At 67.7% G+C, this 25,062-nt stretch carries 26 protein-coding genes; 13 read left to right on the forward strand and 13 right to left on the reverse strand.

Going from position 1 to position 25,062, the window contains the following annotated elements; genetic code table 11:
• Positions 1-2: 2 nt before the first annotated feature.
• The 3 genes from WS64_RS05525 to WS64_RS05535 are packed head-to-tail and all read right to left on the reverse strand — an operon-like array spanning position 3 to position 3,936.
• Positions 3-206, reverse strand: coding sequence for a DUF1656 domain-containing protein (locus WS64_RS05525; RefSeq protein ID WP_006476212.1), 204 nt, complete (start codon positions 204-206; stop codon positions 3-5).
• On the reverse strand, positions 203-2,407 hold the full coding sequence (locus WS64_RS05530) for an FUSC family protein (protein WP_060965942.1): 2,205 nt from the start codon (positions 2,405-2,407) through the stop codon (positions 203-205). Before WS64_RS05530 ends, WS64_RS05525 begins: the two co-directional genes overlap by 4 nt.
• Positions 2,408-2,421: 14 nt before the next feature.
• Complete coding sequence (locus WS64_RS05535) at positions 2,422-3,936, reverse strand: efflux transporter outer membrane subunit (RefSeq protein WP_244166570.1); 1,515 nt, start codon at positions 3,934-3,936, stop codon at positions 2,422-2,424.
• A gap of 236 nt (positions 3,937-4,172) precedes the next feature.
• Here WS64_RS05535 and WS64_RS05540 point away from each other — a divergent pair, with 236 nt between their 5' ends.
• Together WS64_RS05540 and WS64_RS34850 are read left to right on the forward strand one after the other, a co-directional pair.
• Positions 4,173-5,114 carry a LysR family transcriptional regulator gene (locus WS64_RS05540; protein WP_059640691.1) on the forward strand — a complete coding sequence of 314 codons (942 nt, stop codon included), beginning with the start codon at positions 4,173-4,175 and terminating at the stop codon, positions 5,112-5,114.
• A gap of 117 nt (positions 5,115-5,231) precedes the next feature.
• Positions 5,232-5,384, forward strand: coding sequence for a hypothetical protein (locus tag WS64_RS34850; RefSeq protein ID WP_167351608.1), 153 nt, complete (start codon positions 5,232-5,234; stop codon positions 5,382-5,384).
• A 58-nt stretch (positions 5,385-5,442) separates the two neighbouring features.
• Here the strand turns inward: WS64_RS34850 and WS64_RS05545 are convergent, their stop codons facing one another.
• The 4 genes from WS64_RS05545 to wrbA are packed head-to-tail and all read right to left on the reverse strand — an operon-like array spanning position 5,443 to position 8,757.
• Entirely contained in the window at positions 5,443-6,282 is an 840-nt protein-coding gene (locus WS64_RS05545) for a metallophosphoesterase (RefSeq protein WP_060965944.1), read from the reverse strand.
• Between the two features lie 25 nt (positions 6,283-6,307).
• A complete protein-coding gene (locus tag WS64_RS05550; protein WP_060966894.1) occupies positions 6,308-7,729 on the reverse strand; it encodes an FAD-binding oxidoreductase in 1,422 nt (473 codons plus the stop codon).
• 18 nt (positions 7,730-7,747) lie between these two features.
• Complete coding sequence (locus WS64_RS05555) at positions 7,748-8,140, reverse strand: DUF2069 domain-containing protein (protein WP_059640696.1); 393 nt, start codon at positions 8,138-8,140, stop codon at positions 7,748-7,750.
• On the reverse strand, positions 8,137-8,757 hold the full coding sequence (wrbA, locus tag WS64_RS05560; RefSeq protein WP_059640698.1) for an NAD(P)H:quinone oxidoreductase: 621 nt from the start codon (positions 8,755-8,757) through the stop codon (positions 8,137-8,139). Before wrbA ends, WS64_RS05555 begins: the two co-directional genes overlap by 4 nt.
• 145 nt (positions 8,758-8,902) lie before the next feature.
• Between wrbA and WS64_RS05565 the strand changes: the two genes are divergently transcribed.
• The gene (locus WS64_RS05565) at positions 8,903-10,231 is read left to right on the forward strand and encodes a YihY family inner membrane protein (protein WP_060965945.1); all 1,329 of its coding nucleotides are present in this window, start codon (positions 8,903-8,905) and stop codon (positions 10,229-10,231) included.
• 15 nt (positions 10,232-10,246) lie between these two features.
• Here WS64_RS05565 and WS64_RS05570 read toward each other — a convergent pair whose 3' ends face one another.
• Positions 10,247-10,564, reverse strand: a complete 318-nt coding sequence (locus WS64_RS05570; protein WP_059640702.1) for an Mpo1-like protein — start codon at positions 10,562-10,564, stop codon at positions 10,247-10,249.
• 157 nt (positions 10,565-10,721) lie between these two features.
• Between WS64_RS05570 and WS64_RS05575 the strand changes: the two genes are divergently transcribed.
• The 3 genes from WS64_RS05575 to aroC all read left to right on the forward strand — a co-directional run bounded on the left by WS64_RS05575 (position 10,722) and on the right by aroC (position 14,627).
• Positions 10,722-11,177, forward strand: coding sequence for a CBS domain-containing protein (locus WS64_RS05575; protein ID WP_034207093.1), 456 nt, complete (start codon positions 10,722-10,724; stop codon positions 11,175-11,177).
• A gap of 139 nt (positions 11,178-11,316) precedes the next feature.
• Positions 11,317-13,251, forward strand: coding sequence for an MFS transporter (locus tag WS64_RS05580; RefSeq protein WP_060965946.1), 1,935 nt, complete (start codon positions 11,317-11,319; stop codon positions 13,249-13,251).
• A 275-nt stretch (positions 13,252-13,526) separates the two neighbouring features.
• On the forward strand, positions 13,527-14,627 hold the full coding sequence (gene aroC, locus WS64_RS05585) for a chorismate synthase (RefSeq protein WP_059575828.1): 1,101 nt from the start codon (positions 13,527-13,529) through the stop codon (positions 14,625-14,627).
• Between the two features lie 151 nt (positions 14,628-14,778).
• Here aroC and WS64_RS05590 read toward each other — a convergent pair whose 3' ends face one another.
• Positions 14,779-16,452, reverse strand: coding sequence for an electron transfer flavoprotein-ubiquinone oxidoreductase (locus WS64_RS05590; protein ID WP_060965947.1), 1,674 nt, complete (start codon positions 16,450-16,452; stop codon positions 14,779-14,781).
• A gap of 180 nt (positions 16,453-16,632) precedes the next feature.
• Here WS64_RS05590 and WS64_RS05595 point away from each other — a divergent pair, with 180 nt between their 5' ends.
• Both WS64_RS05595 and WS64_RS05600 read left to right on the forward strand, forming a co-directional pair.
• The gene (locus WS64_RS05595) at positions 16,633-17,415 is read left to right on the forward strand and encodes an SDR family oxidoreductase (protein WP_011545236.1); all 783 of its coding nucleotides are present in this window, start codon (positions 16,633-16,635) and stop codon (positions 17,413-17,415) included.
• Between the two features lie 32 nt (positions 17,416-17,447).
• Positions 17,448-17,888, forward strand: coding sequence for an acyl-CoA thioesterase (locus WS64_RS05600; protein WP_059575825.1), 441 nt, complete (start codon positions 17,448-17,450; stop codon positions 17,886-17,888).
• Between the two features lie 117 nt (positions 17,889-18,005).
• Here WS64_RS05600 and WS64_RS05605 read toward each other — a convergent pair whose 3' ends face one another.
• Positions 18,006-18,551: a LuxR C-terminal-related transcriptional regulator gene (locus WS64_RS05605; RefSeq protein ID WP_060965948.1), complete on the reverse strand. Its 546-nt coding sequence runs from the start codon at positions 18,549-18,551 to the stop codon at positions 18,006-18,008.
• A 220-nt stretch (positions 18,552-18,771) separates the two neighbouring features.
• Between WS64_RS05605 and WS64_RS05610 the strand changes: the two genes are divergently transcribed.
• The gene (locus WS64_RS05610) at positions 18,772-19,476 is read left to right on the forward strand and encodes a CoA transferase subunit A (RefSeq protein WP_059638825.1); all 705 of its coding nucleotides are present in this window, start codon (positions 18,772-18,774) and stop codon (positions 19,474-19,476) included.
• A 1-nt stretch (position 19,477) separates the two neighbouring features.
• Entirely contained in the window at positions 19,478-20,119 is a 642-nt protein-coding gene (locus WS64_RS05615; RefSeq protein ID WP_059575820.1) for a CoA transferase subunit B, read from the forward strand.
• Positions 20,120-20,194: 75 nt separating this feature from the next.
• Here the strand turns inward: WS64_RS05615 and WS64_RS05620 are convergent, their stop codons facing one another.
• From WS64_RS05620 to WS64_RS05630, 3 genes are read right to left on the reverse strand one after another with little or no spacing between them, the layout of a single operon-like run.
• Complete coding sequence (locus WS64_RS05620) at positions 20,195-20,908, reverse strand: SDR family oxidoreductase (RefSeq protein ID WP_060965949.1); 714 nt, start codon at positions 20,906-20,908, stop codon at positions 20,195-20,197.
• A 38-nt stretch (positions 20,909-20,946) separates the two neighbouring features.
• Positions 20,947-21,957 (reverse strand): polysaccharide deacetylase family protein, encoded by a 1,011-nt coding sequence (locus WS64_RS05625; protein WP_060965950.1) that lies wholly within the window; start codon positions 21,955-21,957, stop codon positions 20,947-20,949.
• A gap of 11 nt (positions 21,958-21,968) precedes the next feature.
• Positions 21,969-22,526: an ester cyclase gene (locus WS64_RS05630; protein WP_060965951.1), complete on the reverse strand. Its 558-nt coding sequence runs from the start codon at positions 22,524-22,526 to the stop codon at positions 21,969-21,971.
• 135 nt (positions 22,527-22,661) lie between these two features.
• Between WS64_RS05630 and WS64_RS05635 the strand changes: the two genes are divergently transcribed.
• The 3 genes from WS64_RS05635 to WS64_RS05645 all read left to right on the forward strand — a co-directional run bounded on the left by WS64_RS05635 (position 22,662) and on the right by WS64_RS05645 (position 25,023).
• Entirely contained in the window at positions 22,662-23,570 is a 909-nt protein-coding gene (locus WS64_RS05635; RefSeq protein WP_059575810.1) for a LysR family transcriptional regulator, read from the forward strand.
• A 123-nt stretch (positions 23,571-23,693) separates the two neighbouring features.
• Positions 23,694-24,590: an alpha/beta fold hydrolase gene (locus tag WS64_RS05640; RefSeq protein ID WP_060318229.1), complete on the forward strand. Its 897-nt coding sequence runs from the start codon at positions 23,694-23,696 to the stop codon at positions 24,588-24,590.
• A gap of 79 nt (positions 24,591-24,669) precedes the next feature.
• Entirely contained in the window at positions 24,670-25,023 is a 354-nt protein-coding gene (locus WS64_RS05645; protein ID WP_006486103.1) for a RidA family protein, read from the forward strand.
• The last annotated feature ends 39 nt before the right edge of the window (positions 25,024-25,062 follow it).

The following is a 25,062-nucleotide window of genomic DNA, read 5'->3' on the forward strand; positions in this document are numbered from 1 at the left end:
AATCAACGGTAAACGGCAAGACTCAGTCCGCCGCAAATGCAGACGAGAAGGCAGGCCCGGAACAGCGACGGGTGCCAGACGAGACGGTAGAGGCCCGTGTAGGCGAGCAGGCGGTCGACGGCCCAGGTCGCGATCGCGCCGAGGACGAACATCAGCACCACCGTGGGCATGTAGGCATCGAGAATGGCGATTTCACGCGGCATCATGACGAGGTTCCTGGTTGGGGACGCACGGGGCGGTTGCGGTTGAGCGGCTCGAGCGGCGATTCCGGGTCGAGCAGCGCGGTCCGCACGAAATGCAGATGGCTCAGGATGCGCTGCAGCCGGTGGCGCTCTTCACGCGACGGCTCGACCGCGTCGAGCGTTTGCCGGGTCGCGTCGATCGCCGCATTGGTCGCGGCGAGCGTCGCGTCGAAGCGCGCGGCGCTCGGCTTCGAGAACAGCGCCGACAGCGCCGTGCGCATCGTCTCGATCGCGCGACGCCACGGCATCGTGCTCGCATAGCGCGGGTCGGGCGGCAGCGCCGCAAGCTCGTGACGCAGGTCGATCGTCGCGTTGCCGGCTTCGAGCACCGCGAACATCCAGCGCAGCGCGTCGCGCTGCACGTCGGGCTGGTCGGCCGACAGCGTGTGCGCCTGGTACATCAGGTCGCGCGCGCCGCTTTCGAAGCGCGTGCGCAGGCCCGCGAGCCGTGCGTGGCCGGCCGCGACGACCTGATGGCGCAGATCGGCGAACAGCCGTTTCTTGAGCCACGGGGCGGTCGGCGGGAACAGCACCGCGAACGCGATCGCCGATACCGCCATCGACAGCACGAGCGCGAGCGAATCGTTCATGAAGCCGGTCGGGTCGTAGTGCGTGATGTTGTCCGGGCCGGCGAGGAAGCAGAAGAAAATCAGGTAGCCCATCCCGTAGCCGGCGAGCTTCGGCTTCAGCGTCATGTAGATGCCGATCGCGAGCAGCGGCGCGAGCGCCACGCACAGCAGCGGAAAGCCGTCGATGTGCGGATAGATCCCGAACGTCAGCAGGAAGCCCGTACAGACGGCGAGCGCCGTGCCCATGCCCATCTGCGCGGACATCGCGGTCGGGCGCGGCGTCGACGACGCGAGCGCGCAGGTGGCCGCCGCCGTGAGCGTCATCGTCACGCCGCTCGGCCACGCGGTCTCGATCCAGAACCAGCCGAGCACGAGAATCACGGTCGCGGTGCGGATCGCCGCGATCACCGTCGCCGTCGCGTTGGTGCGCGGCTCGTAGCGCTCGATCCAGCGTTCGCGCTCGTGCGTCGCGCTCGACAGCGACGCGTAGGTGGCCGCGTACTCGTGCAGGTCGGTGATGAAGCGGTACAGCAGTTCGGCGGCCGTATCGAAGTCGAGCAGCGGAAAGTCCGGCCGCGTTTCGAGCGTCGCGCGCGTCGCGCGGATGCGGCGCGGCAGCGCGTCGCGCCACGCGAGCAGTTGCGCGGCCGCATGGCCGGCGTCGGCCGACGTGCGCACCGGTTCGCCGGCCGGCGTCAGCAGCAGCGGCGCGATCTCGCGGAAGTACGGCTCGATCGCATCGATCGCGGCCTGCGCGCCGGCCGCATGCAGCCGGTTCATCAACTGGTGCAGCGCATGGAAACGGCTCGACGCGCTCATGAATTCGCTGTTCAGCCGCGCGAGGCGGCCGCTGCGCATCCGCGTGTCCGGATCCTCGAACACGGCCATGCTGCGGGCGGCCTCGAACCCGACCACGTCGGCGACGAAGCGCGTATGGATGGTTTCGATATGCGCACGGTCGAGCTGGCCCGAAAGCGTCGACGCGACGTAATCGACGAAGGTGCCGAAGCGCTTGCGTACCGTCGTGCGCATCTGTTCGCCCGTGTACTGCGGGAACACGAGCGCGCTGACGACGCCGGCCGACACGATCCCGACCATGATTTCGGCCACGCGCGTCAGCGCGCTCATGAACGCGCCGTCCGGGTGCTGCGACGCGGGCAGGCCGATCAGCGCGGTCGTGTAGCCGGCCAGCAGGAAGCCGTAGCTGCGGAAGTTGCGGTTGCGCGCGGCGCCCGCCGTGCACAGGGCGATCCACAGCGCGATCGCCAGCAGGAACAGTTGCGGCTGCTGCGGGAACAGCCCGACGAAGGTGAGCGTCGCGATCAGCCCGAAGATCGTGCCGGCGACCCGGTAGAAGCTCTTCGCGAGCACCGCGCCGCTTTGCGGCTGCATCACGATGAACACGGTCGTCATCGCCGTTTTCGGCGCGGGCAGGTCGAGCCGCATCGACACGCCGGTCGCGATGAACGCGGCAAGCAGCGCCTTGAACAGGTAGAGCCACGCGGCGCCGTCGGTGCGGGCCCAGTCGCCGAACGCGGCGTACCAGGCCGCGAATGCACCGCCGGCGGGCGTGGAAGCGGGGGAGGAGGCTGACATGGCGGCGCTCCGCGTTACCGTGCGTCCGGCGCGGCGGACGCGTCGGCGGTTGCGACCTGCGCGGGCCGGCCGACGGCGGCCGCGGGCTTCGTGCCCGATGCGGCGGCTGGCGCGGCGGCGCCGACGGCGGCTTCGTCCTTCGGCGATGGGTCGCCCCGGCCATCCGTGCCCGTCTCGACCCCGCCGCCGAGCGCGGCCATCAGCTGCGCGTGCGCGGCGAGGCGTTCCGCGTCGATGCGGGCGGCCGTCTCCTGCGCGCGCAGCAGTTGCTGTTGCGCGACCAGCACGTTCACGTAATCGGTCAGCCCGCGGCGGAAGCCTTCGCGCGACAACTGATAGCTACGATTGTTGGCCGCCACCGAGCGCGCGGCGTCCTTCTTCTGCGTCTCGAGCGAGCGAATCCGCACGACCTGGTCGGCGATGTCCTTGAGCGCGCCGACGATCGTCTGGTTGTAGCGCTCGACCGCCTGGTCGTAGCCGGCATTCGCGGCGCCGAGCTGCGCACGCAGCCGGCCGCCTTCGAAGATCGGCAGCGACAGCGCGGGGCCGGCCGTCCAGCCGCCGTTCATCGCGCGCAGGAAGTCGGTGAACGGCGCGGTCACGCCGAAGCCGCCGACCGTCGCGAGCAGGTCGATGTTCGGGTAGAACGACGCCTTCGCGACGTCGATGCCGCGCGCCTGCGCGTCGACCGTCCAGCGCGCCGCGACGACGTCGGGGCGGCGGCCGAGCAGGTCTGCCGGCAGCGCCGACGGCAGGCCGGCCGGCGCGTCGAGCGCGAGCTGCGGCCGCTTGATCGCGTCGCCGGCGCCCGGGCCCTTGCCGGCCAGCGCGGCGAGCTGGTGGCGCGCGAGCTGGATCGCTTCTTCATAGGTGTCGATCTGGCGCTCGTAGTCGGGCAGCATCGATTCCGCCTGGCTGACTTCGAGCTGCGTGCCGATGCCGGCCTGCAGCCGCTTGCGCGCGAGATCGGCGAGCGAGCGCTGGCGTTCGAAGGTTTCATGCGCGAGATCCAGCAGCGCGTAGTTCATCGACATGCCCACATACGCGCGCACCACGTTCACTTCAAGTTCGAGCTTCGCCGCCCGTGCGTCGGCGGCGGTCGCGTGCGCGGTGTCGAGCGCGCGTTCGGTTGCGTTCTTGTCCTTGCCCCACAGGTCGAGGTGGTACGACAGGCCGAGCGTGCCGGTATTGTTCCAGGTGTCGGCGTTCGCGAGCGGGCCCGGGCCGTAGTACACGTTGTCCGGCCAGTGCTCGCGCATCAGCGACAGATTGCCGTTGATCTGCGGCAGTTCGGCCGAACGGGCGACGCGCGCCATGGCCTGCGCTTCGCGCACGCGCGCTCTCGCCGCCGCCAGGGTGGGGTTGCCGGCCTGCGCGGCGGCGATCCATGCATCGAGCTGCGGATCGCGGTACGCGCGCCACCAGTCGGCGGCGGGCCAGCCCGCGTCGTGGTCCGCCGCGCGGATGGCCGCGCCGGCGTCGAGCGCGTTCGCTTCGATGCGGGTGGACTGGGTCCGGTTGTCGCCCATGCTCGCACAGCCGGCCATTATTAATGAGATTGCAAGAACCGCAAGTGCGAACGTCCCTGTTTTTCCCCGAGACTGCACGATTTTCTCCCTTTCGGATATAGATGGGTCGGGGGGGGATTATATTTTTCAGCGATTCCTGAATAAACCGGCAACGGCGAAACTCATTTTTACGAATCCTGGGATAATATTGGCTAGCGGATGTGCAACAATCCCTCCGCATTCAAACGGGTAGTGGGATGGATACGTTACAAAACATGCGGGTATTCGTCCGCGTGGTCGACGCGGGCAGCTTTACCGCGGCCGCCCAGCAGATGAATTCGACCACCGCCTACGCGTCGCGCGCGGTCTCGGATCTCGAGGCCCACCTGCGCACGCGGCTCCTGAACCGCACGACGCGCCGGATCGCGCTGACCGAAGCCGGCGAGCGCTATCTGCAGCGCTGCGAACAGATCCTCGCTTACGTCGACCAGGCCGAAGCCGAGGCCGGCGACGCGCATGCGCGCCCGTCCGGCAAGCTGAAGGTCCATTGCTTCACGAGCCTCGGCCAGCACTATCTGGTGCCGGCCATCGCGCGCTACCGCACGCGCTATCCGGACGTGCACGTCGAGCTCACGCTCGCGCAGCGGATGCCTGACCTGCTGGACGAGGGGTACGACGTCGCGATCGTCGTCGGCCGCGATCTGCCCGATTCGGGGCTCGTGTCGCAGCGGCTTGGCGAAAGCTACAGCGTCGTCTGCGCATCGCCCGGCTACATCGAGTCGCACGGCGTGCCGCAGCGGCCGGCCGACCTCGCGCAGCACGTGTGCCTCGGGATGGTCGCGCCGGGCTTTCACTTCGACGAATGGGCGCTGGCGGGGCCGAACGGCGACGAAGTCGTGCCGATCACGGCGCCGCCGTTTCGCGTGAACGTCGCCGAGGCGCTCGCGGTGGCCGTGCGGGAAGGGATGGGCGTCGGCGGGCTGCCGCTCTATTCGGCGATCGGCTGGCTGCGCAGCGGGCACATCGTGCGCGTGATGCCCGAGTACCGGTCGCACGTGATGAACATCTACGCGCTGTATCCGTCGCGGCAGTACCTCGACGCGAAAATCCGGACCTGGGTCGATTTCCTGCGCGACGAGCTGCCGGTCACGCTCGAAGCGGACGAAGCGGCGCTCGAACAGTACACGCATGCGACATGACAGCGCGGTGGGCCGCAATCTGACGAGATTTGTCCTTCACGCAACATTTTTTTACGAACGCGTGTCGGACAGTTTGATACTGTTGGAATTAACGAGATACATCACACCGGAGTAGCGATGGATACGCACCTGATGATCGGCCTTGGCGTCCTGCTGGGCGCGGTTGCCGCCGCGGCGGCAAGCCGCGACCTGCTGCGTGCGATGAAGGCGAAGGCGCAGATGAAGCCCGTGCCGGTCCGCGTGCGCGAGCCGCGCCGCCCCGGCCGCTGATTCCGCCGTCACGCTTCAGGTCTGGAAGGCCGCGCCACGCGGCGGCCAGGGCCGGCGCTCAGCCGAGCTCGACGACCTTGTCCCACGCGAACGCGGGGTTTTCCCATTCGCCGGTGCGCCGGTGAAAGTAGCCGCGCGGATTGCATACCACGCGCGTGCCGTTGTCCGTCACGTAATCGAATGACGTATGCGTGTGGCCGTGCAGCCACAGATCCACCGGCGGTCGCACCAGGTCCGCCATGTCCGTCACGAACCCCGCCGAAGCCAGATCGTCCGCATAGCGTTGCGCCAGCGAGCGCCGGTGCGGCGCATGATGGGTGACGACGATCGTCTTGCCCGCGAACGGCGCCGCCAGCTGCGCTTCCAGCCATGCGCGCCCTTGCCGGTGCAGCGCGATCGCGTCGGCCGGCGAGAACTCCCGGTCCGGTGCGTCCGGCGCACTCGCTGCCGCATGCAACGCCGCGTCGTGCGGCCAGGTCACCTGGATCAATCCCTTGAAATCGAGCATCACGCGCAGCGCGGCATCGATCGCGCGCGCGACGCTGGCTTCGTCGCGGCCGAACAGCGAGAAATCGGCCCAGAGCGTCGTGCCCAGCACGCGAAAGCGTTGCGCGGGATCGACGTAGACGCCGTTGTTCAAGTAGTGCACGTTGTCGAGCGCATGCGCCGCGTCGCGCATCGCCGTTTCCAGCGCGCCGAATTCCCCGTCGTAGTACTCGTGATTGCCGGGCACGTAGATCACCGGCACCGCGGGGTCGAACGTCTCGGCGGCCCAGCGCAGGCCTTCCGCGTGATTGTGGATGTCGCCGGCCAGCACGACGAGATCCGCGTCGGCATGCGCGATCGCGTCGGGCAGGTTGCTTTCGAGATGCAGGTCGGACAGGACGCGGACTTTCACGGGATTGGCTCCGGAGTAGGCGGCTTCAGCGCAGGACCTTGCCGGGATTCATCAGGCCGCGCGGGTCGAGCGCGGTCTTCAGCGTGCGCATCAGCGCCGTTTCGACCGGCGACTTGTAGCGTTGCGCGTCGTCGATCTTCAACTGGCCGATGCCGTGCTCCGCGCTGATCGTGCCGTGGTGGCGGTGCACGTTGTCGTAGACGATCCGGTTGATCGACGCCTGGAACGCGGCGAGGAACGCCTTCGCATCGCCGCCTTCGGGCATCTGCACGTTGTAGTGCAGGTTGCCGTCGCCGAGGTGGCCGAACGTGACCATCCGCGCGCCCGGCGCGGCCTGCTGGATCGCCGCGTCGGTCTCGTCGATGAAGCGTGCGATCGACGAGATCGGCACCGCGATGTCGTGCTTGATGTTGAGCCCTTCGTCGGCCTGCGCGAGCGGGATGTGCTCGCGCAGGTCCCAGAACGCACGCGATTGCGCGAGGTTCTCCGCGACCACCGCGTCGACCACGAGCCCGGCCTCGAACGCTTCTTCCATCAGCTTCTCGAACAGCGCGCGCGCATGTGCTTCGCTTTCGTTGTCGGACAGCTCCAGCAGCACCGTCTGCGCATGCGTTTGCGCGAACGGGTAGCGCAGTTGCGGATAGTGCTTGCCGACCAGCTGCATGCAGAAATCCGACATCAGCTCGAAGCCGGTCAGCAGCGGTCCGGCCGCGCGCTGCGCGAGCGCGAGGAAATCGAGCGCCGCGTGCGGCGATTCGAGCGCGGCCAGTGCCGTGACCTGCGCGGCCGGCAGCGGATGCAGCTTCATCACGGCCGCCGTGATGATCCCGAGCGTGCCTTCGGCGCCGATGAACAGGTCGCGCAGGTCGTAGCCCGTGTTGTCCTTGCGCAACCCGCGCAGCCCATCCCAGATCTCGCCTTGCGGCGTCACGACCTCGAGCCCGAGGCACAGCTCGCGCGCGTTGCCGTAGCGCAGCACCGCGGTGCCGCCCGCATTGGTCGACAGGTTGCCGCCGATCGTGCAACTGCCTTCCGCCGCGAGGCTCAGCGCGAACAGCCGGCCGCCTTCGCGGGCGCGCGCCTGCACGTCGGCGAGGATCACGCCGGCTTCGACGGTGATCGTGTTGTTGTGCGGATCGAGCGCGCGCACGCGGTTCAGGCGCGCGACGCTCAGCACGGCCTGGCTGCCGCTCGCGTCGGGCGTCGCGCCGCCCGCGAGCCCCGTGTTGCCGCCCTGCGGCACGAGCGCGATGCCGTGCGCGTTGGCCAGCTTCACGAGTGCGGCGACTTCGGCCGTGTTCGCGGGCTTCAGCACCGCGCACGCCGCGCCCTTGTAGCGGCGGCGCCAGTCGGTGAGGAACGGTTCGGTATCGTGCGGATCGGTCAGCACGTGGTCGGCGCCGATCGCGTCGCGGCACGCGGAAACGAAAGCTTCGGAGGACATCATCATCTTGTCGCGTAAGGGTCAGGACGTGGCGCGCGGCTTTTTCGCCGCGCGCTTGAACGGCGCGACGTAGGCCAGCGCCGCGACGAAGAAGCCGACGGCAAGCGCGGTCTCGCACCAGCCCAGCGTCGCGGACAGCCCGCGATCGGACATGCCGCGCACGATGCCTTCGGCAAGATAGACGAGGATCAGCATGCTCGCCCACTGCATCGTATAGATGTTACGCCGCCAGACGCCGGGCAGCGCGAGCGCGAGCGGCACGGCCTTGAGCATCAGCGCGGAGCCGCCGGGGCGCAGCGGCGCGAGCCACAGCTCCCACGCGAGCGACAGCGCGATCAGCGCGACGAGACACGCGGCGGCAGCCAGCGCGTAGTGCGGCCGGGCCGCGACGGCGGGGCGGGCGGGGGCGTTCATGCCGCCTCGGCCGCCTGGGCGCTGGAAAGGGCCGCGGCGGCGCGCGCGAGCCGTACGCCGAGCGCGGCCGCGAGCGCCTTCTCGTCCGCGGACAGTCCGCCGGGTGACGAGCGATCGTGCTGCGCGACGTGCGACGCGCCGTACGGCGTGCCGCCGGTACGGGTCGTGCTGAGGGCGGATTCGGTGTACGGGATCCCGACGATCATCATCCCGTGATGCAGCAGCGGCAGCATCATCGACAGCAGCGTCGATTCCTGGCCGCCGTGCAGGCTGCCCGTCGACGTGAACACGCTCGCGGGCTTGCCGGTCAGCGCGCCCGACAGCCATTGCGGCGTCGTGCCGTCGAGGAAATACTTGAGCGGCGCGGCCATGTTGCCGAAGCGGGTCGGCGAGCCGAGCGCGAGGCCCGCGCATTCCTCGAGGTCGCGCAGTTCCGCGTAGGGCGGGCCGTCGGCCGGGATGTCGGGAGCGGTGGCTTCGCAGACGGCCGACACGGGCGGCACGGTGCGGATGCGCGCCTGCATGCCCGGCACGCTGTCGATGCCGTTCGCGATCGCGAGCGCGAGATCGCGCGTGGCGCCGTGGCGGCTGTAATAGAGGACGAGAATGTCTTTCATGGGCGACGGAGCCGCGTGCGGCCGCGCGCATGCCCGGTGCAGTCGGCCCCTGCTGGAATCGAGCGGCTATTATAGGGGCTGAAGCCGTCGCGCAGCGCGGCGGCGGCGCGCCGTGACGCGCGCGGCATCAAGAAGGAGAAGCCGTTTGCCGAAGTTGAGCGTTGATCTCGATACCATCAAGCGCCTCGCGCAGTTCGCGGCCCGGCGCAGCGCCGAGGATCGCATCCCGCAGGTGGCGGGCAGCCTGACCTTCACGACGCTGCTGGCGCTCGTGCCGCTGCTGACGGTCGCGTTCGCGTTGTTCACCGCGTTCCCGATGTTCGCGTCGTTCCAGATCTCGCTGCAGGGGTTCCTCGCCGATCACCTGATGCCCGCGCAGTTCAACATCCAGATCTTCAAGTACCTGAACCAGTTCGCATCGAAGGCCAAGGGGCTGACGACGGCCGGCCTGATCGTGCTCGTCGTCACGTCGGTGATGACGATGATGACGATCGAATCGGCGTTCAACCTGATCTGGCGCGTGCGCAAGCCGCGGCCGTTCGCGCAGCGCGTGCTCGCGTACTGGGCGCTGATCACGCTCGGGCCGTTGCTGTTCGGCGTGAGCCTGTCGATCTCGTCGTACCTGTTCACGCAATCGCTCGCGTTCACCGGCGCGGGGCCGTCCACGTCGATCGTCGAGTGGCTGCTCGCGCTCGCGTCGCTGCCGTTGACGGTGCTCGCGTTCACGCTGCTGTACGTGTACCTGCCGAACTGCACGGTCGCATGGCGCGACGCGGTGATCGGCGGGCTGTTCGCGGCCGTCGCGTTCGAGCTCGCGAAGCGCGGCTTCGGCTACTACGTCAGGCGCATTCCGACATATACGGCTGTCTACGGTGCGTTCGCGGCGCTGCCGGTGTTCCTGCTGTGGGTGTATTTGAGCTGGTTCATCGCGCTGCTCGGCGCGATGGTCGCGTCGGCGCTGCCGGCGATTCGTGTCGGCCAGTTCCATCGCATTCACTATCCGGGCAGCGACCTGCTCGACGCCCTCGAGCTGCTTGCACGGCTCGCCGAAGCGCGCGCGGCCGGCAAGCGCGGCTACACGGCGATGCGGCTCGCGACGATGCTGCGCTGCGACATGGAAACCGGGCAGCGCTTGCTGACGACGATGGAGGAGCGGGAATGGGTCGCGCGGCTCGAGGGCGGCGACGAGGCCACGCCGCGCTACATCCTGCTCGCGAACCCGGAGCAACTGACGCTCGCGCAACTGTTCGACGTGCTGGTGATCGACCGCGCGGAGTTGACCTACCAGCTGGAGCGGCGCCGCAGCCACGTCGAAGGCGCGGCGCTGCTCGCGGTGCTGTCGAGCGACCGGTTCGACGTGACACTCGCATCGCTGATCGCCGCGCACCGGCTCGCGGGCGGGCAGCCGGCCGGGAGCGCCGGCCCGGCGCCGCGCGTGGACGATCCGCACGCGCGGCCGCCGCGGCCTGCGTGAAGGCGGGGCGGGCGGCTACAGCGGGATCTTGCCGGTGCAGATGTCCTTGAACATCACCCAGTCGCCCATCAGGCTGTAGATCGGGTGCCGGAACGTGGCCGGGCGGTTCTTCTCGAAGAAGAAGTGCCCGACCCACGCGAACCCGTAGCCGCACACGACCGCCGCCGGCAGCCACGGCCAGTGGCCGGTCGCGACCGCCATCGCGACGCAGCCGATCACGCCGAGCGAGCCGATGAAGTGCAGCCGCCGCGACGTCAGGTTCCGGTGCTCGTTCAGGTAATACGGGTAGAAGTCAGCGAAGCTGGCGAATTGCTCCGTATGCGTATGCGCCATGGCCGTCTCCTCGGGCCGTCGTTCACAAGGCCATTGTGCGGCGGGCGGCCGGCGTCCGCAAGCGGCGGCGGGCCGCCGCGCGGGCCCGTGCTTTCCTTTTGACAGGCTTTCCGATAGGATCGAAAGAGATTTTGCATTCAAGCATGAGGGGACTACGATGCGCGTCAGCGATATTCTGAAAGTGAAGGGCAACACGCTGTTTACCGTGACGCCCGATAAGCCGCTGCGCGAAGCGGTCGATACGATGGCCGAACACGACATCGGTTCGCTCGTCGTGATGGAGTACGGCGATCTCGTCGGGATGCTGACGTTCCGCGAGATCATCCTGCGCCTGCGCGAAAATGGCGGCGCGATCGGCGACGTGCAGGTGCGCAAGGTGATGGACGAGCCGCTCACGTGCACGCCGGAAACGGACGTCAACGAAGTGCGCCGGATGATGCTCGAGCGTCACGCACGCTACATGCCGGTGCTCGACAAGAAGGTGCTGATGGGCGTCATTTCGTTCTACGACGTCGCGAAGACGGTCGTCGAGGCGCAGAGCTTCGAGAACCGGATGCTGAAGGCATACATCCGCGACTGGCCGGAATCGGAAGCCGAAGCGCACAAGCCGTGAATCGCGCCGCGCCCGGCACGTCGATGCATGGGCGCCGCCATCCGGCACGCGGCGGCGCAGGCATGGCCTGCGCCGTTTTTTTTTCAACAACAACACGAGGCCCGCGCAGCTTCGCCCAGACGATGCGCGCGTATTCCGCATGAGCGATCACACGCAAGCCACTTCGGGGCGGCGCGACGAACGGCGCGCCCACGCATCGCAGTTCGACCTGCTGCGCGAGCGCCGCTTCGCGCCGTTCTTCACGACCCAGTTCCTCGGCGCGCTGAACGACAACGTCTTCAAGATCGGCTTCACGTCGCTCGTCACGTATCACACCGCACGGTTTTCCGGCGTCGATGCGAAGACGGCCGCATTCCTGATTTCCGCGATCTTCATTCTGCCGTTCGTGCTGTTCTCGGCCACCGCCGGCCAGATCGCCGACAAATACGACAAGGCGACTCTCACGCGCTTCGTGAAATCGTTCGAGATCGTGCTGATGCTGGTCGGCGCGGCCGGCTTCGTCACGCACAGCGCGACGCTGCTGTATCTGTGCACGTTCATGATGGGCATGCACTCGACGCTGTTCGGGCCCGTCAAGTATTCGTACCTGCCGCAGCATCTCGGCGAACATGAGCTGGTCGGCGGCAACGGGCTCGTCGAGATGGGCACGTTCATCGCGATCCTGATCGGCACGATCATCGGCGGCGCGGCGGCCGGCATCGAAGGCAGCGGCGAACGCGTGCTCGCGGTGAGCGTCGTCGTCATCGCGCTGGCGGGGCGGCTCGTCGCGCAGCGCGTGCCGCCCACGCCCGCGCCGCAGCCCGACCTCGTGATCAACTGGAACCCGGTCAGCGAGACCTGGCGCAACCTGAAGCTCGCGCGCCAGAACCGCACGGTGTTCCTGAGCCTGCTCGGCATCTCGTGGCTGTGGTTCGTCGGCGCGACGTTCCTCACGTCGTTCTTCAATTTCGCGAAGGATGTGCTGTCCGCCAGCCCCGACGTCGTCACGATCCTGCTCGCGACCTTCTCCGTCGGCATCGGCCTCGGCTCGCTGCTGTGCGAGCGGCTGTCGCAGCGGCGCGTCGAGATCGGCCTCGTGCCGCTCGGCTCGATCGGCATCAGCGTGTTCGCCATCGAACTGTATTTCGCGAGCCACGCGCTGCCGTCGCCCGGCCATCTGCTGTCGGTCGGCGAATTCCTGGCCGGTGCGCGCCACTGGCGCATTCTCGCCGACCTGTTCCTGCTCGCGATGTTCGGCGGCTTCTACAGCGTGCCGCTGTACGCGCTGATCCAGAGCCGCAGCGCGCCGACCCACCGCGCGCGGATCATCGCCGCGAACAACATCCTCAACGCGCTGTTCATGATCCTGTCGGCCGTGATGGCGATGGGGTTGACCAAGGCCGGCGTCGACATCCCGGGGCTGTTCCTCGTCACCGCGCTGCTGAACGTCGTGGTCGCGACGTATATCTACCTGCTCGTGCCCGAGTTCCTGCTGCGCTTCGTCGCGTGGGTGCTCGTGCACACCTTCTACCGGATTCGCCTCGTGCACGCGGAGCGGATTCCGGCGGAAGGGGCGGCGGTGCTCGTGTGCAATCACGTGAGCTACGTCGATGCGCTCGTGCTGGCCGCCGCGAGCCCCCGGCCGATTCGTTTCGTGATGGATCACCGGATCTTCAAGACGCGTTTCGCGAGCTGGGTATTCCGGCACGCGAAGGCGATCCCGATCGCGCCGCGCCACGAGGATCCCGCGATGCTCGCGCGTGCGTACGACCTGTGCGAGGCAGCACTGAAGGACGGCGAACTCGTGTGCATCTTCCCCGAGGGCAAGCTGACGAAGACGGGCGACATCAACACGTTTCACCATGGCATCACCGAGATCCTGAGCCGCACGCCGGCGCCGGTGATCCCGATGGCGCTGCGCGGGCTGTGGGGCAGCTATTTTTCGCGGCATGCCGATGCGCGGATGCCGCGGCCGATCAAGCGCGGCGTGATGAGCCGGCTGACGCTGGCGGTCGGCGAGCCGATCCCGGCGTCGATCGCGACGCCAGAAGCGCTGCAGGCGGCAGTGACCGAGTTGCGCGGCGCGCGGAAGTAGGCGGGGCGGCCGGGTGCGGGTTGCCGGTCGCCGGTTGCCGCGCAGCGACGAGCGCGGCGAGCCGCACGGCCCGCCCGGCCGCGGTGCGGCCGAGCGACGGCAGGCCACGCCGCGGCCACGGCCGGCCCCGGTGATCTGAACGGTTCACACGGCCCGCGGGCCCGGGACGGCTGGCATAATAACGGTTTACCTCTTTTTCGACCGGCAAACGATCGACCTGCCCGCGGCCCCCGGCAGCGCATCGGTTTGCCCATTTCTCTTTGGGCGGTTCCATCATGTCCGGCAATACCCTCGGCACGCTTTTCACTGTCACGACCTTCGGCGAATCGCACGGTCCCGCGATCGGATGCGTGATCGACGGCTGCCCGCCGGGGATGGGGTTGACCGAAGCCGACATCCAGGTCGAACTCGATCGCCGCAAGCCGGGCACGTCGCGGCACGTGACGCAACGGCAGGAGGCCGACGAGGTCGAGATCCTGTCGGGCGTGTTCGAAGGCGTGACGACCGGCACGCCGATCGCGCTGCTGATCCGCAATACCGACCAGCGCAGCAAGGATTACGGCAACATCGTCGAGACGTTCCGTCCCGGCCACGCCGACTACACCTACTGGCAGAAATACGGCATTCGCGACTACCGCGGCGGTGGCCGCTCGTCCGCGCGCCTGACGGCGCCGATCGTCGGCGCCGGCGCGGTCGCGAAGAAGTGGCTGCGCGAGCGCTTCGGAGTCGAGGTGCGCGGCTACATGAGCGCCCTCGGCGAGATCGACGTGCCGTTCGTCGACTGGTCGCATGTGCACGAGAACCCGTTCTTCTCGCCGAACGCGGCGGTCGTGCCGGAGCTCGAAGCCTACATGGACGCGCTGCGCAAGGACGGCGATTCGATCGGCGCGCGCATCGACGTCGTCGCGTCGGGCGTGCCGGTCGGCTGGGGCGAACCGGTGTTCGACCGGCTCGATGCCGATATCGCGAAGGCGATGATGAGCATCAACGCGGTGAAGGGCGTCGAGATCGGCGCGGGCTTCGACAGCGTCGCGCAGCGCGGCTCCGTGCATGGCGACGAACTGACGCCGGCCGGCTTCGTCGGCAACCACGCGGGCGGCGTGCTCGGCGGGATTTCGACGGGCCAGGACATCACCGTGTCGATCGCGATCAAGCCGACGTCGAGCATCCGCACGCCGCGCCGCTCGATCACGAAGTCCGGCGAAGAGGCGACGGTCGAAACCTTTGGCCGCCACGATCCGTGCGTCGGCATTCGTGCGACGCCGATTGCCGAATCGATGCTCGCGCTGGTGCTGATCGATCATGCGCTGCGCCATCGTGCGCAGTGCGGCGACGTCGAGACGTCGACGCCGAAGATCGCCGGCAGCGCGACCTGATACGAAGCAGGTTGGGGCGCGGCGCGTGTCGCCTCGTCCGGCAAACGATGAATGCAAGCGGGGCGCTGCGTGATGCAGCGCCCCGTTTCGTTTGCGGCGGTGTGCCGTGACCCACGCAAAACGCGCCGCTCGTGGCGGCGCGTTCCGGTCGTTACATGTTCGGGTAATTCGGCCCGCCGCCGCCTTCGGGCGTGACCCACACGATGTTCTGCGTCGGGTCCTTGATGTCGCAAGTCTTGCAGTGCACGCAGTTCTGCGCGTTGATCACGAGCCGATCGCCGCCGTCGTCGTTCTTCACGAACTCGTACACCGCGGCCGGGCAGAAACGCGCCTCCGGCCCCGCGTACGTGCGCAGGTTCACGTTCACCGGCACGCTCGCGTCCTTCAGCGTCAGGTGCGCCGGCTGGTTTTCCTCGTGGTTCGTGTTCGAGATGAACACCGACGAGAGGCGATCGAACGTCAGCTTGCCGTCCGGCTTCGGATAGTCGATCGGCTCGCATTGCGACGCCGGCTTCAGCATCTCGTGGTCCGCGTGCTGGTGATGCAGCGTCCACGGCACGTTGCCGCCCATTACCTTCTGCTCGAGCCCGACCATCAGCGTACCCAGATACAGGCCCTTGGCCATCCACTGCTTGAAGTTGCGCGCGCGGTACAGCTCCGTGTACAGCCACGATTGCTTGAACGCGTCCGGGTACGCGTTCAGCTCGTCCGACTGACGCCCGGCCTGCACCGCGTCGAATGCCGCATCGGCCGCCAGCATCCCGGTCTTGATCGCCGCGTGGCTGCCCTTGATCCGCGATGCGTTCAAAAAGCCCGCGTCGTCGCCGATCAGCGCGCCGCCCGGGAACACCGTCTTCGGCAGCGACAGCAGGCCGCCGGCCGTGATCGCGCGCGCGCCGTACGACACGCGCTTGCCGCCTTCGAGGAATGCGCGGATCGACGGATGCGTCTTGTAGCGCTGGAATTCCTCGAACGGCGACAGGTACGGGTTCGTGTAGCCGAGGCCCACGACGAAGCCGACCACGACCTGGTTGTTGTCCATGTGATACAGGAACGAGCCGCCGTACGTATCGGACTTCAGCGGCCAGCCGGCCGTGTGGATCACGAGGCCCGGCTTGTGCTTGGCCGGATCGATTTCCCACAGTTCCTTGATGCCGATCCCGTACGCCTGCGGATCGGCGTTCGCGTCGAGCTTGAACTTCGCGATCAACTGGCGGCCGAGGTGGCCGCGGCAGCCTTCGGCGAACAGCGTGTACTTCGCGTGCAGCTCCATGCCGAGCTGGAAGTTCTCGGTCGGCTCGCCGTCCTTGCCCACGCCCATGTTGCCGGTCGCGACGCCTTTGACCGAACCGTCGTCGTTGTAGAGGATCTCCGCGGCGGGGAAGCCCGGGAAGATTTCCACGCCGAGCGCCTCGGCCTGCTGGCCGAGCCAGCGCGTGACGTTGCCCAGCGAGATCACGTAGTTGCCATGATTCTTGAAGTTGTCGGGCAGCGCCCAGTTCGGCGTCGTGACCGCGCTCTTCTCGGACAGGAACAGGAAGCGGTCTTCCGTCACCTCGACGTCGAGCGGCGCGCCGCGTTCCTTCCAGTCGGGAAACAGCTCGGTGATCGCGCGCGGGTCCATCACCGCGCCCGACAGGATGTGCGCGCCGATCTCGGAACCTTTCTCGAGCACGCACACGCCGATCTCGGCGCCTTTCTCGGCGGCCAGCTGCTTGAGCCGGATCGCCGCCGACAGCCCGGCGGGGCCGCCGCCGACGATCACGACGTCGTATTCCATCGATTCGCGCGGGCCGTATTGCTCGATGAGGCTTGCGGGGGTCATTGGCGTTCCTCTAACCGTTAGAATGCTTTTATTCGGGAGCGTATTGTCTGCGAAACGAAACGCTTGCCGCAACAACATGCAGGTAGATTAGCACGATCGTTCTATTTTTTGTGCTAGGGTAATGCCGCTCGGGCTGTGCCAGCCCGGGCTGGCGCAACGACATCGAAAGGGGATGTGCAAATGGGTCGATCGATCAATCTGGAAGGCAAGGTTGCGCTGGTCACGGGCGCGTCGAGCGGCCTCGGGCAGCGTTTTGCGCAGGTGCTGTCGCAGGCCGGCGCGAAGGTCGTGCTCGCGAGCCGCCGCGTCGAGCGCCTGAAGGAGCTGCGTGCGGAGATCGAGGCCGCGGGCGGTGCCGCGCACGTCGTATCGCTCGACGTGACCGACGTCCAGAGCATCAAGGCGGCCGTCGCGCATGCGGAGACGGAAGCCGGCACGATCGACATCCTCGTGAACAATTCGGGCGTGTCGACGATGCAGAAGCTCGTCGACGTCACCCCGGCGGATTTCGAATTCGTGTTCGATACGAACACGCGCGGCGCGTTTTTCGTCGCGCAGGAAGTCGCGAAGCGGATGATCATGCGCGCGAACGGCGGCGGCAACGGCAAGCCGCCGTGCCGGATCATCAACATCGCGTCGGTGGCCGGGCTGCGCGTGTTTCCGCAGATCGGGCTGTACGCGATGAGCAAGGCGGCGGTCGTGCAGATGACGCGCGCGATGGCGCTGGAGTGGGGCCGCCACGGCATCAACGTGAACGCGATCTGTCCCGGCTATATCGATACCGAAATCAATCATTACCTGTGGGAAACCGAGCAGGGCCAGAAGCTGCAGTCGATGCTGCCGCGCCGGCGCGTCGGCAAGCCGCAGGATCTCGACGGGCTGTTGTTGCTGCTCGCGGCCGACGAGTCGCAGTTCATCAATGGCTCGATCATCTCCGCGGACGACGGCTTCGGCCTCGCGTGAGCGGATGACATTTCGCAACAAAGAAGACTGCAATGAGCGCAACAAGCGATTACTCTCCCGTTTTTGAGATGTCGATGCCGATCCGCTGGGGCGACATGGACGCGTTCGGCCATGTGAACAACACGGTCTATTTCCGCTACATGGAGCAGGCGCGGATCTCGTGGTTCGAGCAGCTCGGCATTGCGGGCGGCAACGGCGAGGGGCAGGGGCCCGTCATCGTCACCGCGTCGATGGAGTTCCTGAAGCAACTGCACTATCCGGGTGACGTGATCGCGAAGATGTCGGCTGCAAAGCCCGGCCGAAGCAGTTTCGACACCGGCTTCGAGCTCACGCGCGCGGATGATCCGCAGCATGTCTATGCACGCGGCAACGCGCGCTGCGTGTGGGTCGACTACGCACTCGGCAAGTCGGTGCCGCTGCCGCCACTGCTGCGCGACACGATCGAGCGCGCGCTCGCGACGAAAGTCGGCTGAACGCGGATACCGGCAGGCCGGCGCCAGGCCGCCGGTGGCGGGCCGTGCGCAATGTTTCCCCGGATCGGCCGCCGCGCGCGGCCGATCGTCATTCGCGCGCCGCGATGTAATGCGCGTTTACTGCCCGAGCAGGCGCTGCAGCAGCTCCGGCGTGTTGTTCGTCCCGTATTTGCGCATCAGCCGCGCGCGATAGATGTCGACCGTACGCGAGCTGATGTCGAGCACGCGCCCGATCTGCTTGCTGGTCTTGCCGGTCGCGAGCTGGGCGGCGATCTCGCGCTCGCGCGGGGTCAGCTCGACCGCGACGCGGCGCGTCGCGCTCAAATCCTCGAAGGTCCAGACGCCCGCCGAGAGCGGCGCGGTGCGGTCGAGCGCGCGGCCCGTCACGTGGCACCAGAACAGCTCGCCGTCCGCGCGTTTCATGATTCTGTCATCCGAGTAGACGCCGTTCGCGACCATCACGCGGGCGATGCGCTCGCCGATGCGCTGGAATTCGTCCGTCGACGGGTAGAGCACCGAGTACGATTTCCCGATCAGATCGGCCCGTGCGCAGCGGAAGATCGACGCGAGCGCGTCGTTGCAATCCTCGATCACCCGGTCGCGTGACAGCACGAGGCCGAGCGGCGCGAGGTGGAAGGCGGTCTGGTAATCGAGCTCGGGCATGGCGCAGGCAAGCGGAGGCAAATGCTTATGTATTTTTGCGTATTGTGCCGCATCGGCGTCACATCGTACCCTTTCAGGCATCTCGCGGCGGTGTGTCGCGACATAAAAACAGCGCGCTTCGACGCAGGCATCGCCGCGCATGCATAGAATGGTGCGGCGGGCTTGCGCCACGTGGCGCGTGAACCGGTTTTGCTGGTTTCCATAGAGGAAGGGACAACAGATGAACAAAGTCTATCCAAGCGCGGCTGCCGCGCTGGAGGGGATCGTCCGCGACGGACAGACCTTCGCGGTGGGCGGCTTCGGCCTGTGCGGCATTCCCGAGGCGCTGATCGCGGCGTTGCGCGATTCGGCCGTCAAGGGCATCACCTGCATCAGCAACAACGCGGGCGTCGACGGTTTCGGCCTTGGCCTGCTGCTGGAGACGCGCCAGATCAAGAAGATGATCTCGTCGTACGTCGGCGAGAACAAGGAGTTCGAGCGCCAGTATCTGGCCGGCGAGCTCGAGCTCGAATTCACGCCGCAGGGCACGCTCGCCGAAAAGCTGCGCGCGGGCGGCGCGGGCATTCCCGCGTTCTTCACGAATACCGGCTACGGCACCGTGATCGCGGAAGGCAAGGAAACGCGCCAGTTCGGCGATCGCCACTACGTGCTCGAGCCGTCGCTGACGGCCGACGTCGCGCTCGTCAAGGCGTGGAAGGCCGACAAGTCCGGCAACCTGATCTACCGCCGCACCGCGCGCAACTTCAACCCGATGTGCGCGATGGCCGGCAAGATCACCGTGGCCGAGGTCGAGGAGATCGTCGAGAACGGCGCGCTCGATCCGGACCACATCCATACGCCTGGCATCTTCGTGCAGCGCATCGTGCTGAACGCGACGCCTGAAAAACGCATCGAACAACGCGTCGTACGCGCGAAAGGAGACTGACATGGCCTGGAATCGTGACCAGATGGCCGCGCGCGCGGCGAAGGAACTGCAGGACGGCTTCTACGTGAACCTCGGCATCGGCCTGCCGACGCTCGTCGCGAACCACGTGCCGGAAGGCGTCGAGGTGTGGCTGCAGTCGGAGAACGGCCTGCTCGGCATCGGCCCCTCGCCGACCGAGGACGAAGTCGACGCCGATCTCATCAACGCCGGCAAGCAGACCGTCACGACGCTGCCGGGTTCGTCGATCTTCTCGTCGGCCGATTCGTTCGCGATGATCCGCGGCGGTCACATCAACCTCGCGATCCTCGGCGCGATGCAGGTCAGCAAGCAGGGCGATCTCGCGAACTGGATGATCCCCGGCAAGATGATCAAGGGGATGGGCGGCGCGATGGACCTCGTCGCGGGCGTGAAGCGCGTCGTCGTGCTGATGGAGCATGTCGCGAAGGGCGATCAGCACAAGATCCTCGACGAATGCAACCTGCCGCTCACGGGCGTCGGCGTGGTCGACCTGATCATCACCGATCTCGGCGTGATCGAGGTGACGCCGGCCGGGCTGAAGGTGCTCGAGCTCGCCGACGGCGTGAGCGTCGACGAGATCCAGGCGAAGACGGGCGCACCGCTCGACGTCAGCGCGGTGGCCTGACATTACCTCGTTGGGCCATCCTCGACGCCCCGCGTTCCCGACGGAACGCGGGGCGTTTTGTCATGACCGCATGTATCACGCGATCGCGCCGCCGCCGTCGATCAGCACCGTCGAGCCAGTCGCATAAGGCGTTGCCGCCAGATACAGGACCGCATTCGCGACATCCTCCGGCTGACCGACCCTGCGTGCCGGCAGCCGCTGCGCGGCGCCGGCATACATCGCGTCGCGTGCGTCGGGAGCGAGCTTGTCCCACAGCGGCGTCGCGATCAGGCCCGGCGACACGGTATTCACACGCACCGGCGCGAGTTCCAGCGCCAGCCCGCGGGCGAGCGCCTCGAGCGCCGCGTTGATCGCGCCTTGCAGGACCGACGACGCGCTCGGCCGCACGCTGAGGTAGCCCGACACGAACGTCAGCGAACCGCCGGGCGCGATATCGATCGCGCGGGCGATGCGGTAGGCGCCCCAGAACTTGCTGTCCATCGCCGCCTGCGCGTCGTCAAGCGGCAGCGCGCGGACCGGGCCCGTGGCCGTCTTCGCGGCCGAAATCACGACGTGGTCGAACTGGCCGGCGCGGGCGCAGAATGCGTCGACGTTCGCCGTATCGGTGATGTCGAGCGTTTCGGTTCGCACGTGCTCGCCCGGTATGGCGTCGATATCGAACCTGCCCGGATCGCGCGACGCGATCGTCACGCGCGCGCCGCGTTGCGCGAATGCCGTCGCGGTGGCGGCGCCGATGCCGGAGCTTCCTCCGACGACGAGTACTTTCTTTCCGTGGAGCGGATCATTCATGAAGGTCTTTCCTGGGTGATGGGTTGAACGGCATCCGGTCAGATCGTTTCGGTCTCGCGCAGCGTCGACGGGCTATGCAGCGCGAAGCGCGCAATGTCGTCCTTGCGCATGAAAGCGACACCCGGGTGTGATCGCGCGTAGTGCAGGAAGTCGTCCCACGCACGGACCATCTGCGGCGTGCCGCTGATCCGGTCGTGCGCACTGATCGACATCAGCCGCCGCCTGTGGCCGGCTTCCGCGTACAACTGGTCGAAATCGAGCTTGATCTGCTCGACGAACATCGTCGGCGAGTAGTTGCGGCCTTCGATCAGCAGGATGTCGTTGTTGCGCAGCGTGTACGGAACCACCGCGAAATCGCGACCATCGACGGTCTCGATGAACGGTTCGTCGCGACTGACGTCGTCGATGTGATACACGTAGCCGAGTTCCTGCAGCAGCGACAACGTATGCGGCCCGCGCCGCAGCCAGTTGCAGTTGTAGCCGGTCGGGCGCTGGCCGGTCACCGCTTCGACCATGTCGCGCGCTTCGGTCAGGAAGCGGCGCTCGTCGTCGCGGCTCATCGCGAATTGCGCGCGCCACGTCGGGCCGTGCGCGGCGGCTTCGTGGCCGCGCGACACGATCTCGCGCGCCAGTTCGGGGTGCCGGCGCGCGGCTTCCCCGATCATGTGCGACGTCACTTTCACGCCGTGTCGATCCCACAGATCGAGCAGGCGCGGAATGCCTTCCCGGTACCCATACGCGAACCAGGTGGCCGACGCGAGATCGATCGGCACCGACGGCGGAAACGCGACGGCCGGAAACGGGCTGTCCGCGCCGGTCGGAGGTTGTCCGCCCGCCTCGAACTGCATCGAGATCGAGATCACGAGCCGCGCGCCGTCGGGCCAGAACGGCGTAGCGCCCGGCGCCGCGGGCGCCGGCGTCGGCGCGGCGGTGGCAGGCAGGGGCGTGCCTGCGGCCAGCACGACGCCGGCGGCGAGCCCGGCGCCGGCCTGGGCCAGGAACGTGCGGCGCGGCAGGGGTGTCGCGGGCGTGTCGTTATCGTGAGTCATCGTCCCCTCCGTCAGCCGACGAGCCCGAGCTGACGCATCAGCGTCAGGTTGTCCTCGATGTGCCAGTTTTCCGCGATCCGGCCGTGATCGATCCGGTAGATATCGGTCGCGATGAAGTCGATTGCCTGTCCGCGCCCGGCCGTTCCGTTGAATGCGCCGGTGAAATGCCCGCGGAAATGCAGGTGCACGACGACCCGGTCGCCTGCCACGATCATCTGTTCGATGTCGCAGCGCAGGTCCGGGATCGCGCCGCGCATCGTGCCGGAGGCCGCGATCGGCCCCGCTACGCCTTGTTCGCGGCCGGGCGGCAGGGTTTGGTCGGTGAAGTCGTCGGCGAGCGCCGCGCGGGCGAGGGCGGGGTCGCCGGTATTCCAGAAGCTGCCGTAGCGGCGCGCGGCCAGGATTTGCGCGCGAGCCTGCGCGGCCGGCAAGCCTGCCGCGACGGTCAGGCTGTGCGGCGAGACGAGATCGGCGGCCTGGGCCGCGGCGGGCCAGAGCGCCACGACGCAAGCGGCTGCCGCGAATGCGTGCGCGACGGGGCGGGCGGCCGAACGAAGGCGGATCGACATGGTTTCGAGGGTCCTGTGAAGAGCGTCATGCGACGACGCGGAACAGGTATGGTAGGTTTCCGTTCTACATGCAAATACGGGCAAAAGACGAATGGATTCTTCGAAAAAAGGAAAGATTGAAGCGAGGCGGGCGCCATGACGCTCATCGACGATTTTCCGGCGCTCGATACCTTCGCGCGGATCGTGTCGGCCGGCAGCCTGTCGGCGGCGGCGCGCGAGCTCGATCTGTCGTTGTCCGTCGTCAGCAAGCGGCTCGCGCATCTCGAGTCGCGGCTCGGCGTGCGCCTGCTGCACCGGACGACGCGGCAGCAAACGCTCACCGACGACGGCGCGCAGTTTCACGCGCAGGTGCTGCGCATCCTGGCCGAGGTCGAGCATGCCGAAACGCTGATGCGCGATCGTCGCGGCACGGTCAGCGGCGTGCTGCGCGTGACGGCGCCCGGCGAACTCGGCCGCCTGCGCATCGCGCCGCTCGTGGCGGCCTTTCAGCAGAGACATCCGCAATTGACCGTGCAACTGGTGCTGACCGATGCGGTCGTCGATCTGCTCGCAGCCGACATCGACGTCGCCGTGCGAATCGGCAATCTTGCCGATTCGACGATGATCGCGCGCGAGCTGGCGCCGAATCATCGCGTGCTGTGCGCGTCACCGGGCTATCTCGCGGCGCACGGGCGGCCGGCCCATCCCGCTGAGCTCCGCGCGCATCGATGCATCGTGATGGGCGACCAGCCGCGTGCCGAATGGCGGTTCGACGGCGCGCAAGGCGGCGTGGCGGTCGAGGTGACGGCCGCGCTGCTGACGAACGACGGCGGCGCGGCGCGCACGCTGGCGCTCGAAGGCGCGGGCATTGCGTTGAAGTCGATCTGGGACGTCGGCGCCGATCTCGATGCCGGCCGGCTCGTGCGCGTGCTGCCGGCCTTCGAGGCGCCCGCGGCGCCGCTGCATGCCGTCTATCCCGGCGGCCGCCATGTGCCGTTGCGCGTGCGGACGTTCGTCGATTTCCTGCGCGAGCAGTTGCGCCACGCGTGGCGCCGCGACGCTTGAACCCGTCCCGGGCGGTGAGCCGGGCGCGTGGCGCCTCGTGATTCCGAAGCGGTTTACAATCGTTTGCATCGGGCGCCGCAAGCGTTGCCCTGCGCGTCGCCCCCGTTCGACAGGATGCCAACGATGCCAACGACCCCAGCGAATCCCGCGGTTCCCCGCCAGCGGCGCGTGCAGTGTGCGAGCGCGGCCGGCCTTCACCATGTCGCCTATACCGAGTGGGGCGATCCCGCGAATCCGCGCGTGCTCGTCTGCGTGCACGGCCTGACGCGCTCCGGGCGCGATTTCGACCGGCTTGCCGCTGCGCTGTCGGATACGTATCGCGTCGTCTGCCCCGACGTCGTCGGGCGTGGCCGGTCCGATCGGCTGGCCGATCCGCGGCTTTATGCGATTCCGCAGTACGTGGCCGACATGGTGACGCTGATTGCACGGCTCGACGTCGAATCGGTCGATTGGTTCGGCACGTCGATGGGCGGGCTGATCGGCATGGCGCTCGCCGGGCTGCCGGGTTCGCCGCTGCGCCGGATGATCGTCAACGACGTCGGCCCGCGCATCGAGCCCGATTCGCTGACGCGCATCGGCGAGTACCTCGGCGTGCAGCCGCGCTTTGCGACCGAGCAGGAGGGAATCGACTATCTGACGTCGCTGTCGCTGCCGTTCGGTGCGCTGAGCGCCGACGAGTGGCGCGAGATCAACGGGCCGCTGCTGCACGAATTGCCCGAAGGCGGCTGGACGATGCGCTACGACCCGCGCATCGCCGAGCCGTTCAAGGCGACGACACCCGAGCTGGCCGCGCTCGGCGAGGCCGCGCTGTGGCGCGCGATCGAGACGACGGACGCGACGCTGCTCGTCGTGCGCGGCGAGACGTCCGACCTGCTGTCGCGCGAGACGGCGGATGAAATGGTGCGTCGCGGCCGGCATGTGACGCAGGTCGAGATTCCGGGCGCGGGCCACGCGCCGGCGTTCGTCAGCGCCGACCAGATTGCGCTCGCGCGGCGGTTTTTCGTCGAAGGCGACGCATAAACGCGTCATAATATGCGGTTCGGCGGCACGTGGGCCGTGCCGCCGCCCGATTCCTTACCCATCACGACCGGAACATTTCATGGCAGTCATTCGTCACCACGTCGGGGCCCGTCTCTCCGAAACCGCGATCCACAACGGTACCGTGTATCTGGCCGGCCAGATCGCCGAAGACACCACGCAGGACATCCGCGGCCAGACGCGCGAAGTGCTCGGCCACATCGATCGCCTGCTCGCCGAAGCGAACAGCGACAAGGCGCATCTGCTGTCGGTGCAGATCTACATCTCGGATCTCGCGAACTTCGAAGGCATGAATGCGGAGTGGGACGCATGGGTCGCACCGGGCAACACGCCGCCGCGCGCGACCGTCGAGGCGAAGCTCGCCGATCCGGCGCTGCTCGTCGAGATCGTGGTCGTCGCCGCGCAGCGGAGCTGAGCGTTATCCGACGATGACCGTATTCCGGCAGGCCGTGCC

The sequence above is a fragment of the Burkholderia anthina genome (genome assembly GCF_001547525.1).
Lineage (GTDB): Bacteria > Pseudomonadota > Gammaproteobacteria > Burkholderiales > Burkholderiaceae > Burkholderia > Burkholderia semiarida.